12 protein-coding genes are annotated in these 16,135 nt (G+C 74.3%); 6 read left to right on the forward strand and 6 right to left on the reverse strand.

Annotated features, from left to right (window positions below):
- Nucleotides 1-110: 110 nt before the first annotated feature.
- Nucleotides 111-1,544 carry an LAVTG motif-containing sortase-dependent surface protein gene (locus tag FJ657_RS14610; RefSeq protein ID WP_181408994.1) on the forward strand — a complete coding sequence of 478 codons (1,434 nt, stop codon included), beginning with the start codon at nucleotides 111-113 and terminating at the stop codon, nucleotides 1,542-1,544.
- A 102-nt stretch (nucleotides 1,545-1,646) separates the two neighbouring features.
- Here FJ657_RS14610 and FJ657_RS14615 read toward each other — a convergent pair whose 3' ends face one another.
- Nucleotides 1,647-2,240, reverse strand: a complete 594-nt coding sequence (locus tag FJ657_RS14615; RefSeq protein WP_141164434.1) for an NUDIX hydrolase family protein — start codon at nucleotides 2,238-2,240, stop codon at nucleotides 1,647-1,649.
- A 121-nt stretch (nucleotides 2,241-2,361) separates the two neighbouring features.
- On the opposite strand from FJ657_RS14615, the gene FJ657_RS14620 reads away from it, so the two are divergent.
- The 3 genes from FJ657_RS14620 (at nucleotide 2,362) to FJ657_RS14630 (ending at nucleotide 8,930) form a co-directional block, all read left to right on the forward strand.
- Nucleotides 2,362-3,003 (forward strand): alpha/beta hydrolase, encoded by a 642-nt coding sequence (locus FJ657_RS14620; RefSeq protein ID WP_255447359.1) that lies wholly within the window; start codon nucleotides 2,362-2,364, stop codon nucleotides 3,001-3,003.
- An 83-nt stretch (nucleotides 3,004-3,086) separates the two neighbouring features.
- Nucleotides 3,087-8,111, forward strand: coding sequence for an Lhr family helicase (locus tag FJ657_RS14625; RefSeq protein ID WP_141164436.1), 5,025 nt, complete (start codon nucleotides 3,087-3,089; stop codon nucleotides 8,109-8,111).
- A gap of 39 nt (nucleotides 8,112-8,150) precedes the next feature.
- Nucleotides 8,151-8,930 (forward strand): DNA-formamidopyrimidine glycosylase family protein, encoded by a 780-nt coding sequence (locus FJ657_RS14630; protein WP_141164437.1) that lies wholly within the window; start codon nucleotides 8,151-8,153, stop codon nucleotides 8,928-8,930.
- 45 nt (nucleotides 8,931-8,975) lie between these two features.
- Here the strand turns inward: FJ657_RS14630 and FJ657_RS14635 are convergent, their stop codons facing one another.
- From FJ657_RS14635 to FJ657_RS14650, 4 genes are all read right to left on the reverse strand, one after another.
- A complete protein-coding gene (locus FJ657_RS14635) occupies nucleotides 8,976-10,298 on the reverse strand; it encodes an O-acetylhomoserine aminocarboxypropyltransferase/cysteine synthase family protein (protein ID WP_141164438.1) in 1,323 nt (440 codons plus the stop codon).
- Complete coding sequence (locus tag FJ657_RS14640; protein WP_141164439.1) at nucleotides 10,295-11,548, reverse strand: MalY/PatB family protein; 1,254 nt, start codon at nucleotides 11,546-11,548, stop codon at nucleotides 10,295-10,297. The genes FJ657_RS14635 and FJ657_RS14640 overlap by 4 nt, the downstream gene beginning before the upstream one ends.
- Nucleotides 11,549-11,739: 191 nt before the next feature.
- Complete coding sequence (locus FJ657_RS14645; protein ID WP_141164440.1) at nucleotides 11,740-12,678, reverse strand: hypothetical protein; 939 nt, start codon at nucleotides 12,676-12,678, stop codon at nucleotides 11,740-11,742.
- The gene (locus tag FJ657_RS14650) at nucleotides 12,675-13,391 is read right to left on the reverse strand and encodes a sigma-70 RNA polymerase sigma factor region 4 domain-containing protein (protein WP_141164441.1); all 717 of its coding nucleotides are present in this window, start codon (nucleotides 13,389-13,391) and stop codon (nucleotides 12,675-12,677) included. Before FJ657_RS14650 ends, FJ657_RS14645 begins: the two co-directional genes overlap by 4 nt.
- Nucleotides 13,392-13,577: 186 nt before the next feature.
- On the opposite strand from FJ657_RS14650, the gene FJ657_RS14655 reads away from it, so the two are divergent.
- Nucleotides 13,578-13,877 carry a DUF1905 domain-containing protein gene (locus FJ657_RS14655; protein ID WP_141164442.1) on the forward strand — a complete coding sequence of 100 codons (300 nt, stop codon included), beginning with the start codon at nucleotides 13,578-13,580 and terminating at the stop codon, nucleotides 13,875-13,877.
- Nucleotides 13,878-14,003: 126 nt separating this feature from the next.
- On the opposite strand, the gene FJ657_RS14660 is transcribed toward FJ657_RS14655, so the two are convergent.
- Nucleotides 14,004-15,107, reverse strand: coding sequence for an AraC family transcriptional regulator (locus FJ657_RS14660; RefSeq protein WP_255447360.1), 1,104 nt, complete (start codon nucleotides 15,105-15,107; stop codon nucleotides 14,004-14,006).
- A 151-nt stretch (nucleotides 15,108-15,258) separates the two neighbouring features.
- Here FJ657_RS14660 and FJ657_RS14665 point away from each other — a divergent pair, with 151 nt between their 5' ends.
- Entirely contained in the window at nucleotides 15,259-16,095 is an 837-nt protein-coding gene (locus tag FJ657_RS14665) for an SDR family NAD(P)-dependent oxidoreductase (protein ID WP_141164443.1), read from the forward strand.
- Nucleotides 16,096-16,135 lie beyond the last annotated feature (40 nt).

The following is a 16,135-nucleotide window of genomic DNA, read 5'->3' on the forward strand; positions in this document are numbered from 1 at the left end:
TGAATTCGCGAAACAGGGTCTTCCTCAGCTTAGTTGCTGGCCCTGAGCAGGGCATTCCCGCACCTGAATACGTCCTCGGATCGGCGACACGTCGCCAGATTGGCATCACCGTGAAGAAGACCTTCCGGGGCTTTCTCGGTCTCGGGCTCGCCGCAGCCCTGGTCACCTCGCCGCTGGTCGTCTCCGGCGCCTCCGCCGTCGACGATGAGAGCCCGACGTCGACGACGGCGACGGCGACGGCGACGGCGACCGCGACCGCGACCGCGACCGCGACCGCGACCGAGCATCCTGCCGGCACCGGCACGCCCGGGAGCATCGCGCCCGCCGAGCCGACGCCCGGCGATCAGCCCTCGTCGGACGCATCGTCTGCGCCGCTCGCCGCCGACGCATCCTCACCCGACGCGTCGGCCGCTCCGGTGACGACGCCGTCGGCCCCGCGCTACCTCAACTCGTTCTACGACAAGGCGGGTTGGCTCATCAGCATCGCCTTCTCGCCGTCGCCCTCCGACGGCGGAGCGCCGATCACCGACTACCGGCTGACGGTGACCGGGCCCGGACTGCCCGACGGAGCGACGACCTACACCGAACGGATCGACCCCGCGACCGTCTATCCCACCGCCGGCGAGTTCGGCGAGTACTGGAAGGTGGTGGGCGCGCGCCTCACCTTCGGGGCGCACTACGACCTCACCGTCGACGCCAGCAACGACGGCGGCGTCACCTGGGGACCGGCCGCCACGTCGACCGCGGACGCCCCTGCGACTCCCGACGTCGAGATCACCTCGGCGAAGGCGACCGGGCACAAGACGGTCTCGGTCACCGTGAACTGGCGGCTCTCACTCGACGAGCCGTCGCAGCTCACCGGATTCGTCGTCTACCTGCTGGAGAAGCCGGGTGACGGATCCGTCAGATTCCGCGCCGCGAGCCGTACCGTGGGAGCCGACATCCGATCGGTCACCTTCGACAGAGTCGGCGACCACCCCTGGGACAGCGACTCCGGCTCGGTCGACGAGACGCTCCCGCTGCCCAACGACGCCCGGTTCTCGGTCGCGGTGATCCCCCTGGCAGGTGAGCTGCGCACCGGCGACGGGGACGGCCGTGACATCGCGACTCCGTCGTCCACGCCCGCGGCACCGGCACAGCCGACCGGCGCCAGCGGCGGCGCGAGCACGACCGTCGCCGACGGCAGGATCGTGGCGAAGGTCCCGGCCGCGAAGGCCGGTGACTGGGTCTTCGGCTACGCGTTCTCGAGCCCTGTCGCGCTGGGCTGGACCCAGGTCGCCGCCGACGGAACCGCCACCTGGAGCCTCGCAGGCGCGAAGCTCGCGGCCGGCACCCACCACCTCTCGGTGCTCAGCGACGACGGCGCCGTGATCGGCACTGCGGCATTCCGCCTCGCGTCCGGAACCGGCGTCACCGAGCTGGCCTCGACCGGATCCGACGCCGCCCTGCCGCTCGGCGCCGCCGCCGTGCTGCTGTTCGCCGGCCTGGCGCTGATCGTCGTGCGTCGCGCGCGTGGCGCCCGCAGCGCTGCCAACGGGGGCTGAGCCGCACCGGGTTCGGCGCCACCGCACTGAGCGAGGGCCGGTCATCCACTCGGATGGCTGGCCCTCGTCGTCGCCGCGGCGAACACGCCGCCGCGAGATCGCTCAGCCGAGCACGCCGACCGAGGCCAGGGCCGCACGCAGCAGGGTGCCGCGACCGCCCTCCATCTCGGCGTGCACCTCGGGCGACGAGGCCTCGGCGGGCGTCATCCAGGTCAGCTCGAGCGCGTCCTGGCGCGGCTCGCAGGTGCCCGTGACCGGCACGACGTAGGCCAGCGAGACCGCGTGCTGGCGCTCATCCACGAAGGCCGACAGGCCCGGGATGGGGAAGTACTCGGCCACCTGGAACGGCACCGGACTCGGCGGCAGCTGCGGGAAGGCCATCGGGCCCAGGTCCTTCTCCAGGTGGCGGAAGAGGGCGTCGCGCAGGGTCTCGCCGTACATCACGCGTCCGCTGACGAGGGTGCGGGTGATCTGGCCGACGTCGTTCGCCCGCAGCAGCACGCCCACGCTCGTCACCACGCCGAGGCCGTCGACGCGCACCGGCACCGCCTCGACGTAGAGCAGCGGAAGCCGGCGCCGGATGTCGGCCAGCTCGACGTCGCTCAGCCAGGCCGAGTTCGGCTCCGGCTCGCTGGCGCCGTCGCCGAGGCCGTCGTCGGGAGTGCCGGGTCGGTCGGGGGTGCCCACGTTCGCCATACACAGATCGTACGGATGCGGAGGCGCGGAGACGTGCAGGGCGCGGGATGCGTCGCGCGCATCCTCTCGTCTCCTCCCGGCGCCCGGCACGGCGTCGCCGGCACGACCTAGGGTCGACAGCGTGACGAAGCTCGAGATCGATCGCGACGCCGCGCTCTGGAGCACCCCCGAGGCCGAGCGCGCCGGCCGCCCGCTGCTCGTGCTGCTGCACGGCAAGGGCTCGCACGAGGGCGACCTGTTCGGGCTCTCGCCGCACCTGCCGCTGAACGTGACCGTCGCGTCGCTGCGCGCGCCGATCGCCGACGGGCCGGGATTCTCGTGGTTCGCGCGCGGCGGCTACACACCGGGCGACGTCTCCCGCGAGGTCGCCGACGCGGCGGCGGACGCGGTGCTCGCCTGGCTCGACGCCGAGACCGACACGAGCGCCGGCGTCGGGCTGCTCGGCTTCAGCCAGGGCGCCATGGTGTCGACCCAACTGCTGCGGCAGGAGCCGCGCCGCTTCGACTACGCGGTCGCGCTGAGCGGCTACGTGCCGCGCGAGGAGCACGACGGGGATGCGCGACTGCGCGAGCTGCCGCCGCCGGTGTTCTGGGGTCGCGGCGACAGCGATCCGGTGATCCCGTCGGCGTCGGTCGAGTGGAGCATCCCCTGGCTCGCGACCCACACGACCCTGACCGAGCGCGTCTACCCGGGGCTCGGGCACGGCGTCGCGCCGCAGGAGCTGGCCGACATCTCCGCGTTCATCGCGGCACGGGTGGGCTGAGCGGGCCTTCGCTCCCAGCGACGCAGCTGGGTGCGGAGTGAGCAGCGCGAGCACGTGTCGGCGGCATTCGCCAGGATGTGAGCATGCCCGAGAAGCGCGAACCCGCCGACGCTGACCGCGTCGCGGTGCTCGACCGCTTCTCCCCCGCGACGCGCACCTGGTTCGCGGGCGCGTTCCGTTCGCCGACGGCCGCGCAGGCCGGCGCCTGGACGGCGATCTCCTCGGGCTCGAACGCGCTCGTCGTCGCGCCGACCGGCTCGGGCAAGACACTCTCGGCGTTCCTCTGGTCGCTCGACCGTCTCGCATCCAGCCCGCCGCCGGAGGATCGCCGGCACCGCACCCGCGTGCTCTACATCTCCCCGCTGAAGGCGCTCGGCGTCGATGTCGAACGCAACCTGCGCGCCCCGCTCGTCGGAATCACCCAGACGGCCAAGCGCCTCGGCGAGACGCCGCCCACCATCACGGTCGGCGTGCGCAGCGGCGACACGACGTCCGCCGACCGGAGACTGCTGCAGCGCGAACCCCCGGACATCCTCATCACGACGCCCGAGTCGCTCTTCCTCATGCTCACGAGCGCGGCGCGCGAGACGCTGACCCAGGTCGACACGGTCATCCTCGACGAGGTGCACGCCGTCGCCGCGACCAAGCGCGGCGCCCATCTCGCCGTCTCGCTCGAGCGCCTCGACGCCCTGCTCGAGAAGCCGGCGCAGCGCATCGGGCTGTCGGCGACCGTGCGCCCGCGCGAGGAGGTCGCGCGCTTCCTCGGAGGCACCGCGCCGGTCGAGATCGTCGCCCCGCCGATCGAGAAGACCTTCGACCTCAGCGTCGTCGTGCCCGTCGAGGACATGACCGAGCTCGGCGTGCGCAGCGCCGATCCGGTGGATGCCGGGCCCGGCGAGGCGGACGAGACGGGTCTGCAGAGCGCCGGCTCGATCTGGCCGCACGTGGATGCGCGCATCGTCGACGAGGTGCTTGCGCACCGCTCGACGATCGTCTTCGCGAACTCGCGCCGCCTGGCCGAGCGGCTCACGGCCCGGCTCAACGAGGTCTACGAGGAGCGGCTCGCTGCGGCCGCGGGTGCGGCCGAGTGCGAGGCGGGATCGGCCGATCGGCCGGGCGATGCCGAGTCCGGCGCGGATGCGGATCCCGTGCCGGCCGGCGTCGCCGTCGCCGAAGCCGCCGCCGCGGTCGAGGCCCGGTCGCGCGCCGCCGCCGAGGTGCGCACCCGCGCCGCATCCGTCTCGACCTCCCGGCGATTCCCCGCCGAGGCGGTCGGCGGCTCGGGCGTGACCGGCGCCTCCACCCAGCTCGCGCCGGGTCAGTCGGTCGGCGAACTCGGCGACGACGGTCCGGTGCTGGCTCGCGCGCATCACGGCTCGGTGAGCAAGGAGCAGCGCGCCGTGATCGAAGACGACCTGAAGTCGGGTCGGCTGCGCTGCGTCGTCGCGACGAGCTCGCTCGAGCTCGGCATCGACATGGGCGCCGTCGACCTGGTGATCCAGGTCGAGTCGCCGCCGAGCGTCGCGAGCGGCCTGCAGCGCATCGGCCGCGCCGGGCACCAGGTCGGCGAGATCTCGACGGGCGTGATGTTCCCGAAGCACCGCGCCGACCTGCTGCACACCACGGTCGCGGCCGAGCGGATGCGCACCGGGCTCATCGAGGCGCTGCAGGTTCCGCAGAACCCGCTCGACATCCTCGCCCAGCAGACCGTCGCGGCGACGGCACTCGACGAGCTCGACGTCGAGGAGTGGTTCGAGACCGTGCGGCGCAGCGCGCCGTTCGCGACGCTGCCGCGCAGCGCCTACGAGGCGACGCTCGACCTGCTCAGCGGCCGCTACCCGAGCGACGAGTTCGCCGAGCTGCGCCCGCGCATCGTCTGGGATCGCGTGGCCGGCACGATCACCGGGCGTCCGGGAGCGCAGCGCCTCGCCGTGACGAGCGGCGGCACGATCCCCGACCGCGGGCTCTTCGGCGTCTTCATCGTCGGCACCGAGGACGGGGCGCGCCGCGTCGGCGAGCTCGACGAGGAGATGGTCTACGAGTCGCGCGTCGGCGACGTCTTCGCGCTCGGCGCGACGAGCTGGCGCATCGAGGAGATCACCTCCGACCGGGTGCTCGTCTCCCCCGCCTTCGGGCAGCCGGGGCGGGTGCCGTTCTGGAAGGGCGACGGTCTCGGCCGCCCCGCCGAGCTGGGCCGCGCGATCGGCGCGTTCACGGCCGAGCTCGCCGCGGAGAGCAGCGGCGGATTGAGCTCGCGTCTCGACGAGGCCGGGCTCGACGACTGGGCCGTCGGCAATCTGCGCGCCTTCGTCGCCGAGCAGAAGCAGCACACCGGCACGGTGCCGACCGACAAGACCCTGCTCGTCGAGCGCTTCCGCGACGAGCTCGGCGACTGGCGGCTCGTGCTGCATTCCCCGTACGGCATGCCCGTGCACGCGCCGTGGGCGCTCGCGGTGACGGCGCGCATCCGCGAACGGCTCGGCGTCGACGGCTCGGCCATGGCCGGCGACGACGGCATCGTCGTGCGCCTGCCCGACACCGACGCCGATCCGCCCGGCGCCGAGCTCTTCGTCTTCGAGCACGACGAGCTCGAGCAGCTCGTGACCGACGAGGTCGGCGGGTCCGCGCTCTTCGCCGCGCGCTTCCGCGAGTGCGCCGCCCGCGCCCTGCTGCTGCCGCGCTACAACCCCGGCCGCCGCTCGCCGCTCTGGCAGCAGCGCCAGCGCAGCGCCCAGCTGCTCGAGGTGGCCCGCAAGTACCCGAGCTTCCCGATCATCCTCGAGACCGTGCGCGAGGTGCTGCAAGACGTCTACGACCTCCCCTCGCTCGCGACCCTGACGAACGACATCGCCCAGCGACGGGTGCGGCTCGTCGAGGTGCAGACCGAGAGCCCGTCGCCCTTCGCCCGCACGCTGCTCTTCGGCTACGTCGCCGCGTTCATGTACGAGGGCGACAGCCCGCTCGCCGAGCGTCGCGCCGCCGCGCTGAGTCTCGACCCGTCGCTGCTGGCCGAGCTGCTCGGGCGCGCCGAGCTGCGCGAGCTGCTGGACGAGAAGGTCATCGGGCAGACCGAGTCCGAGCTGCAGCGGCTCGCCGACGACCGCAAGGTCAAAGACGCCGAGGGACTCATCGATCTGCTGCGGCTGCTCGGGCCGCTGACGACCGCGGAGCTGGCCGCGCGGACGCGGGCACCGGAGGCGGACGACGGCGAGAGCGGATCCGACTCTGGCTCCGGCGCTTCCGGCGGCAGCGGCGGCGGGCTGGATGCCGCGGGCATCGAGTCCGCGATGGTCGCCTTCGCCCGGGCGAACCGCGTGATCCGCGCCGGCATCGCGGGCGAGGAGCGCTGGGCCGGCGTCGAAGACGCCGCCCGCCTGCGCGACGCGATCGGCGTGCCGCTGCCGATCGGGGTGCCGAGCGCCTTCCTCGACCCGGTGCCCGATCCCGTCGGCGACCTGGTCAGCCGTTACGCGCGCACCCACGGTCCCTTCACGGTCGCCGAGGCGGCGGCCCGCCTCGGGCTCGGCGTCGCCGTCGTGCTGGATGCGCTGCGTCGTCTCGGCGCCGATCGCCGCGTGGCCGAGGGCGAGTTCCGTCCGGGCGCGAGCGGAACCGAGTGGGTCGACGCCGAGGTGCTGCGCCGCCTGCGCAGCCGCTCGCTGGCGGCGCTGCGGCAGGAGGTCGAGCCGGTCGCGCAGGACGCGCTCGCGCGATTCCTGCCCGAGTGGCAGCACATCGGCCGCCGCGGTTCCGGGGCGTCCGGCGGACTGCGCGGAATCGACGGGCTCGTGCAGGCCATCGATCAGCTGGCCGGCGTCGCACTGCCCGCCTCCGCGTGGGAGAGTCTCGTGCTGCCGGCGCGGGTGCGCGACTACACGCCCGCCTGGCTCGACGAGCTGACGACGACGGGCGAGGTCGTCTGGTCGGGCAAGGGCGAGCTCTCGGGCGGCGACGGATGGGTGGCCTTCCACCTCGCCGACACGGCTCCGCTCACGCTGGCCGAACCCGGCGAGTTCGACCGCACGCCGCTGCACGACCGGCTGCAGGAGATCCTCGTGATGGGCGGGGCGTATTTCTTCCGTCAACTCGCGACCGCGGTCGGGCCGATCGACGGGCAGCCGGTCGACGACAAGGATCTGGCGACGGCGCTCTGGGACCTCGTCTGGGCCGGGATCGTCGGCAACGACACCGTCGCCCCGCTGCGCGCGCGGCTCGGCGCGAGTCCGGTGCGCTCGCGCTCCGCGCCCCGCGCGCGCGGCTACCGGGGGCGCTCGAAGTACGGCGCCGCCCGCGCGGCCGCGGCGGCGATCGCGATGACGGCGCCGCCGACGCTGAGCGGGCGGTGGAGTCTGCTGCCCGCGGCCGAATCCGACAGCACCATCCGGGCCACCGCGATCGCCGAGCAGCTGCTCGAGCGGCACGGCGTCGTGACGCGCGGCGCGGTCGCCGCCGAAGGCGTGCGCGGCGGCTTCAGCACGGCGTACCGCGTGCTGTCGAGCCTGGAGGAGACCGGGCGCGTGCGCCGCGGCTACTTCGTCGAGCAGCTCGGCGCGGCCCAGTTCGCGACCCCGGCGACCGTCGACCGGCTGCGCAGCTTCAGCCGCGATCCCGATGACGAGACGCCGCCGAGCGCCGTCGTGCTCGCCGCGACCGACCCGGCGAACGCCTACGGCGCCGCCCTCGCCTGGCCCGAGGGGCACACGAACCACCGCCCGGGTCGCAAGGCCGGGGCGATGGTCGTGCTGGTGGATGGACGGCTCGCGATCTACGTCGAGCGCGGCGGCAAGACGGTGCTCACCTTCGGGCTGCCGACCTCGGCGGGACCGGCCTCCGCGCGCGGATCCGCCTCCGGATCCGCCTCCGCCTCCGCCTCCGCCTCCGCCGACGCGGATGTCACGTCCGGCGCGTCGGCGTCGAGCACCGCCGACGCCGACACGTCACGCCTCACGGTCGCCGCGCACGCGCTGGCCGACACGATCCGCGCCGCGGGCGGCACCCTGCGCGTCGAGAAGATCGACGGCGACTTCGCCGTCGGCACGCCTCTCGGCGACGCCCTCGGGGCCGCCGGCTTCGCGACCACGCCGCAGGGCCTGCGGCTGCGCGCATGAGCCGCCTCGGCGGATGCCGCCTGGGCGTCGGAGGCCGCGATGCCCGAGGGTGACACCGTCTTCCGCGCCGCACGCGAGCAGAACCGCGCCCTCGCCGGACAGATCCTGACCGCATCCGACTTCCGAGTCCCCCGGTTCGCGACGGCCGACCTCAGCGGCGAGACCGTGCACGAGGTCGTCGCCCGCGGCAAGCACCTGCTGCACCGCATCGGCGACTACACGCTGCACACCCACCTCAAGATGGAGGGCATCTGGCGGGTGTACCGGCACGGCGAGAAATGGCAGCGTCCGGCGCGCCAGGCCCGCGTCATCCTCAGCACCGCCGACCTCCAGTCAGTGGGCTTCGCGCTCGGCATCACCGAGCTGATCCGCCGCGACGACGAAGACGCGACGGTCGGCTACCTCGGACCCGACCTGCTGGGCCCCGACTGGGACGCCGCCGTCGCCGAGCAGAACCTGCGCGCCGACGCCGCACGTCCCGCCTTCGTCGCCGTGCTCGACCAGCGCAACCTCGCCGGTCTCGGCAACGTCTACGCGAACGAGCTGCTGTTCCTGCGCGGCATCGACCCGCATCGGCCGATGGGCGAGGTGGATGGTCTGCCCGGCCTCATCGACCTCGCCCATCGCCTGATCACGGTGAACCGCGACCGCCAGGAGCGCGTGACCACGGGCGACATGCGCCCGGGCCGGCGCACCTGGGTCTACGGCCGCCGCGGTCGCCCCTGCCTGCGCTGCGGAACCCGCATCCGGCAGGGCGAGCTCGGCGCCGACGAGCTCACCGAGCGCGTCGTCTACTGGTGCCCGCGCTGCCAGACCTGACGTCCCGCTCAGGGCACGGATCGAAGCCCGAGTCCGGGCTCGCACTCAGGCCAGGGCCTGCTCCAGGTCAGCGATGAGGTCACGCACGTCCTCGGTACCGACCGAGAGGCGGATGAGCCCGGGGACGATCCCGAGTCGCCGGTTCAGCTCCCCGTCGAAGGACAGGTGCGTCGTGGTCGCCGGATGCAGCGCCATCGAGCGCACGTCGCCGATGTTCGTCATGTGGCTGATCAGCCGCAGCCGCTCGAGCACGCGCGCCGCGCCCGCTTCGCCGCCACCGACCGTGAACGCGAACACCGAGCCGGTGCGTCCGCCGTACAGCCGCTGCGCGAGCTCGTGGCGGGCATCCCCCGGCTGGCCGGCGTAGTCGACCGACACGACACGAGGATGCGCGCGCAGCCACTCCACGATCGTCGCCGTGCTCGCGAGGTGGCGCTCCATGCGCAGCGACAGCGTCTCGATGCCCTGCGCGACGAGGAAGGCGTTGAACGGCGACAGCGACGGCCCGATGTCGTTCACGACGGCCTCGCGGGTCGTGACGGCGTAGGCGCGGCGCCCCGCCCGCTCGAGCGAGGAGCGGCGCCCGCCCGGCGCCGTGGTGATGAGCGGATACGGGCGTGACGCGTTCGCCCAGTCGAAGGCGCCGCCGTCGACGATCGCCCCGGAGATGACGGCGCCGTGCCCCGTGAGGAACTTCGTCGACGAGTGCACGACCACGTGGGCGCCGTGCTCGAAGGGCCGGATCAGGTACGGCGACGCGATCGTGTTGTCGACGATGAGCGGCAGCCCGTGCCGCTCGGCGACGCGCGCGAGCAGCGGGATGTCGACGATGTCGTTCTTCGGGTTCGGGATCGTCTCGGTGAAGATCGCCTTCGTGGCGGGCGTGATCGCGGCATCCCAGGCGGCCTCGTCGTCCGGGTCCCAGACGTAGTCGACGCCGACGCCCATGCGCGCGAAGCTGCGGCCGAAGAGGATGCGCGTCCCGCTGTAGATGCTCGCGCTCGAGACGAAGCGGTCGCCCGACTGCACGAGGGCGAACAGCGCGGCGGTGATCGCCGCCTGACCGGAGGAGACCAGGATCGTGTCGACGCCGCCCTCGAGCGAGCTGATGCGCTGCTCGGCGACGCGACCGGTCGGGTTGACCTGACGCGAGTAGATGAGCCCGTCGTTCTCGGCCGAGAAGCGGCCCTTGGCGTCCTCGAGCGAGTCGAACCAGTAGCCGGCGGTGAGCGTGATCGGCGGGATGCGCGCCCCGGCGACGGTGTCGCGGTACTCGCCGGCGTGCACCTGGCGGGTGTCGAAGCGCCACTCGGGCACGGCGTCGGCGGCGCGATCGTCGGTCGTCGGGTCGGCCGCAGCGTCGGTCATCGGGTCTCCTGAGTGGGGATGCGGGTCGGGCCCGAGGCGGAGGCTGCGGGGCGGGAAGTCCGCTGGTGCCGGCGAACCGCATCCGCGATCGCGATCACGGCCTGCTCGAGGATCGGAGCCGGCATCGCGAACACGAGTCGGGCCCAGCCGGCGAAGTCGCGCCCGCAGAGCGCCCCGTCGGTGAGGGTGACGCCGGCCTCATCGCGCAGGAAGTCGGCGAGCGGCAGCGGCAGGCCGAGGTCGCGCAGGTCGAGCCAGGCGATGTAGGTCGCGTCGGGCACACGGTAGCCGACCTCGGGCAGATGCTCGGCGAGCAGTTCGGCGAGCAGCCGCCGGTTTCCGTCGAGGTAGTCGACGACCTCGCCCAGCCACGCGCGGCCGTCGCGATAGGCGGCGGTCGTGGCGATCACGCCGGGCGTCGCCGCCCCGTGCATGACCGCGAAGCCGAAGCGCTGGTACGCCGCCTCGTCCTCATCGTTCGAGGTGATGAGCTGCGCGGTCTTGAGGCCGGGGATGTTCCACGCCTTCGAGGCGCTCGTGCCGGTGATCGTGTGGCGGGCGGCGGCATCCGAGATCGAGGCGTAGGGGATGTGCTGCTGCCCCGGGTAGATCAGCGGCGCGTGGATCTCGTCGGCGAAGACGCGCCCGCCGTGCCGCTCGACGACCTCGCTGATCGCGAGCAGCTCGTCACGGCTGAGCACGACGCCGGTCGGGTTGTGCGGATTGCACAGCACGAGGGTGCCGGCGCCGGCGGCGAAGGCCGCGTCGATCGCCTCGAGGTCGTGCTGCCAGCGGCCGTCACGCACGACGCCGTCGACCTGGATCACCTCGCGGCCGAGCGTCGGCGGGTAGGTGAGGAAGGGCATGTAGGCGGGCGTCGGCACGATCACGGCCGAGCCGGGGGCGCTGAAGTCGCGGATGACGACGCCGAGCGCGGTCATGACATCGGAGACGTGGTGGATGCGGTGCGCATCCACTCGCCAGCCGGAGCTGTCGGCCAGGTAGTCGGACGTCGCGGCGGCCATCTCGTGTGCGCTCGACGGCGAGAGGTAGCCGAGCACGCCGGCCTCGATCGCATCGTGGAGCGCCGCGGTGACGGCGGGGGCGGTGCCGAAGTCCATCTCGGCGACCCAGGCGCCGATCGTGTCGGGGTGCAGGCTCCACTTGCGGCTCGTCGGCGTGACGAGGCGGTCGCGCGGGATGCTGTCGAAGGGGCTCGCCGGGCGGGTGCGGCGGCTCAGTCCTGACATCGCCGCGCCTGTCCGGTCGGGAGGTCGGTGCTGCGATGGCCGAGGGCGAGCGGGATGCGGCGGCGAGCGCGGGGGCGGGAACGCACGAGCATCACCGCAGGCTAGCCCGGGCCGCGCCCTCGGCTGCCGACGCGGGTAACACGGCGTCACCGCCTCGACCGGGCACGCGCACGGATGCGGATGCGCGGTGCTCAGGCCGCGGCGGGCACGACGGCCGCCGGGTCGGGCGGGGTGACCGGGGTCTCGCCACCGGTGCCGCCGGTGCCGCCGGTGCCGCCGGTGCTGTCGCCCGGGGTCGTGCCGCCGCCGGTGTCGCCGGGGGTCGTCCCGCCGCCGGTGCCGCCCGGCGTGCCGGTGCCGCCCGTGCCGCCCGTGTCGCCGGGTGTTCCCGTGGATCCGCCGGATCCCGTGGCGCCCGAGCCCGAGCCGGTGCCGCCGTCTCCGGTCGATCCGCCGCCCGTGCCCGTGCCGCCCGTACCGGTTCCGCCCGTACCGGTTCCGCTGGATCCGGTTCCGCCGGATCCGGTTCCGCCGGATCCGGTGCCCGTGCCGCCGGATCCCGTGCCGCCCGTGCCCGGCGCGGTCGTCGACGGGGCGCTCGGCCGGGTCGACGGGGTCGTTCCCGCAGCCGCCCCGGCGCCGCCGGCGCCCGCGGAGCCGCCGCGGTTCGACCCGGCGGCATCGCGGGATCCGCCTCCGCCCGCTCCGCCACCCCAGGGCACCCCGGGCCAGATCGGCGCGGTGAGTCCGGGGATCGCCGGCAGATCGCCCGGCGCGGGCAGCACGCCGGGGATCGCGCTCTCGCTGCCGGTCGCCGCCTCGACGCTCCCGCCGGCGACGCCCTGCGACGGCGAGGCCGTGATGCGCGGGGCGCTGCCGGGTCCGAGCGCCGCCATGGCGGCGCCGCTGCCGAGCAGCAGCGTGGCCGCGAGGGCCGTCGAGAACACGAGAGGACGCGAGCGTCGACGCCGCCAGCCGAGCGGCACGGGCCCGCCGCCGACGCCCTGGTCGCCCGCGGCGATGCGGTCGAGCAGCAGCTCGCGACGTGGCTCGAGGTCGGCGGTGTCGCCGATCGCCGAGCCGGCAGCGGCGAGCGCGCGCCGCAGGTGCTCGTCGTTGCTGACGATCATGCCGCGACCTCACTCGGTGATCGACCGTCGGATGCGGGGGCGGCGGTCGGGTCGACAGCGGGGTCCGCGGCCGAGCGGGCGGTCTCGTCGGGTGTCGGGGCGGCGGCCGCGGCGGAGGTCGCCCGAGGCGGGAACACCGCCGCGCGCATGCGCTGGAGCTCCTGCGAGACGACCGCGGCCGGCACCCCGATCCCCTCGCCGATCCGCTCGATCGAGAGCCCGAGCTGGTAGCTGAGCACGCCGACCTGACGGGCTCGCAGCGGCAGGCCGCGCATCCGCTGCAGCATCCGCGACTGGATGACGAGAGCGGGGTCGGCGGCATCCGCCGGGTCGGTGTCGGCGCGGGTGGTCGCTGACGGCGCCGTGGTCTCTGCGGGCGCAGTGGTCTCTGACGGCGCCGTGGTCGCTGCGAGCGCGGCGCTCTCCGTGGTCGCGACGGGCTCGGCGGGCTCCTTCCGGACCTCCCCGTGCCGCTCAGCCCGGCGCTGTTCGCGCGCCAGCTTCTCGGCCCGCTCGCTGGCGACCACGACGACCCAGGCGATGCGGTTCTCGATGACCCGAGCGGGAGGGCGCTGCACGAGCCCGACGAGCACGTCCTCCACGGCCTGGCGGGCGAGCTCGCGGTCGCCCGAGATCACGCCGACGGCGCTGACGGCCCGACGGAAGTCGGCGTCGAGGAACTCGTCGAAGTCGAGGGTGGTGAACGCGGGCACGGGCATCCTTCTGGCCCGGCCGCATTCGGGTCGCCTCCGGGATGAGTGCATCGTGCCCCCTGTTCGGGGGTGCAGGCAAGTCGGATGAGCGAATATCACCCCGAACGTTTTCGTCGAGGCGCGGGCCGGGGAGCGCGCGGGTCCTGACGACGAGCTCACGTCGGCGGTGGATGCGAGACTCGCCGCATGGAGTTCGAGTTCGAGGCGCAGCTCTGGCGCTGGGAGGTGCGGCGCGAGGACTGGGGCTTCGTGAGCGTGCCGCCCGAGGCGTCCGAGGAGATCCGGGAGCTCGCCGAGGTGCTGCCGCCGCGCGGCTTCGGCTCGATCCGGGTGGAGGTCATGATCGGCGCGACGCGCTGGCGCACCTCGATCTTCCCCGACGGCGACGACAGCTACTCGCTGCCGATCAAGGCCGCGGTGCGGCGCCGGCACGGGCTCGAGATCGGCGACACGGCCACGGTGCACCTGACGATCCTCGACGCGTAGTCGGTCCGACGCGTAGTCGGTCCGACGCGCAGCCGGTCCGACGCGGGTCCGATCCCGACGCTGCGCCGACCCCGCTGCGAGGCCGTCCCCGACCCCGACGCCGTCGGCCCCGTCGCGCCCCGAGGATCAGGCCGTGCTGAGCCCCGCCCAGTCGGCCGCGTCGAGTCCGTCGCGCGGAACCGCCGCGAGCAGCTCGCGCGCCCGCACCGCATCGCGGCCCGGCGCCTCGCGGTAGGCGGCACGGTAGTCGCGCGAGAAGTGCGAGGCGCTGCGGTAGCCGACCGCCGCCGCCGCTTCGGCCGCCGTCTCGCCGCGCACGATCATCCGTCGTCGCGCCTCGCCGAGCCGGCTGCGCTTCTGGTACTGCAGCGGCGACATCCCGGTCACGGTCGCGAAACGACGACCCAGGGTGGATGCGCTGACGCCGACGCGGGCGGCCAGCTCGTCGAGCGACCAGGGCCGGGCGAGCTCGTCGACGATGAGGGCGACGGCGCGGCTGACCGTGTCGGCGTCGGGGGTCGACCCGGCGGCGAGGATCCGCGGCGCCTGGTCGCTCTGCAGCAGCCGCAGCACGACCTCACGGGCGAGCAGCGGCGCGAGCACCGGGATGTCCTCGGGCCGGTCGAGCAGGCCGAGCAGCCGGGCGACGGCGTCGGCGAGCTCGGGGGTCCAGGTGCCGAGCCGGTCGGGCGTGCTGCGCCCGGCCGCCGGATCCGCCGCCGCCGCCTCGCCCGCGCCGCCCGCACCGGTCGAGCGGGTCGCCCCGCCCGCACCGGCCGCGATCGTGCCCGAGCTCGTGCTCGTCGCGACGAGCGGCGCGACCTCGGCGATCACGAGCGGATCGAGCCGCCACATGACGGAGCGGAAGTCGCCGTCGGGAGCCTCGACGACCCCGGCGACGACCGGCAGGTCGACCGGCGTGACGAGGAAGCGCTCGCGGCCCCAGATCGCGTCGTGCGCGCCGATGATCGAGCGCTTGCGCCCGCGCAACGCGAGCGAGAGCGAGGGCGGGTAGGTCTGCGGCAGCATCCCGGTCGGGCGGTCCACGCCCGACAGCCGCAGTCCGAGCGCGGCGGCGTGCGGGCTGTCGCGACGGCGGCCGGCCAGGTCGGCGGCGCGGTCGAGGCTCGCGCGGATCTCTGGGTCGAGGGCGCGCTCGACCGCGTCGGAGTCGTCGGCCGCGCCGACGACTCCGATGCCGTCGCCGCCGGAGTGCTGCTGGTCGCTCACGGGATCAGTCAAGCACGACGATCTGCCGCGCCATCGGCTGCGGGGCGAGCACGCCGAGGATCGGCAACGACCTGACGTGATCGGGCAATCGCGAGCCCGTCCCGACGACGAGAGTCGGATGACCGAACAGCTCGCAGAAAGAGGACGCCCGATGAGCGACACCACCGCCCCCGACACCGCTTCGACCTACATCCACGACCCCGCCGCCGGCCTCGACGCGCTCCCCCGCGACGAGCGCCTCGCCGGACGCACCGCCCTCGTCACCGGCTCGTCGAGCGGCATCGGCGAGGCGATCGCCCGCGTGCTCGCCGCCTCCGGCGCCCGCGTCGCCGTGAGTGGGCGCGACGCCGCGCGCCTCGAGCGCGTGGTCGACGCGATCACCGCCGCCGGCGGCGAGGCCGTCGCGATCGAGGCCGACCTCACGGCCGAGCCCGCGCAGCTGCGCGCCGCCGCCGCCCGTGCCGAGGAGGCGCTGGGCGGCCGGGTCGACATCCTCGTCAACAACGCCGGCGTCTACCCCGGCGGCCCGACGCCCGACCTCGCCGACGATGCCCTCGCTGCGCTGCTGAACACGAACATCCGCGCCCCGCACGCGCTCGTCGCGGCGCTCGCGCCCGGCATGATCGAGCGCGGGCACGGCGTGATCGTCAACACCGGATCGTGGATGGCGCGGGTCGGCGTGCCGTTCATGGCGGCGTACCCGGCGACGAAGGCCGCGATCGAGCAGCTCACGCGGGCCTGGGCCGCCGAGTTCGGGCCGCGCGGCATCCGCGTCAACGGCGTCGCTCCGGGAGCGACGGCGACGCAGGGCAACGCCGCCTCGGTCGACGCCCTGCTCGCGATGACGAGCGCCACCGTGCTGGGGCGCCCGGTGCAGCCGATCGAGATCGCCTATGCGGTGCGCTGGCTCGCCTCCGACGAGGCGGCCGCGGTGCACGGCATCTCGCTCGACGTCGACGGCGGGATCGCGGCGACGCGACTCAGCTGAGCGGCGCGCGTGCGACCCGGTCGCGGCGCGTCCGACGCGG

The organism is Schumannella soli, assembly GCF_006517435.1.
Lineage (GTDB): Bacteria > Actinomycetota > Actinomycetes > Actinomycetales > Microbacteriaceae > Schumannella > Schumannella soli.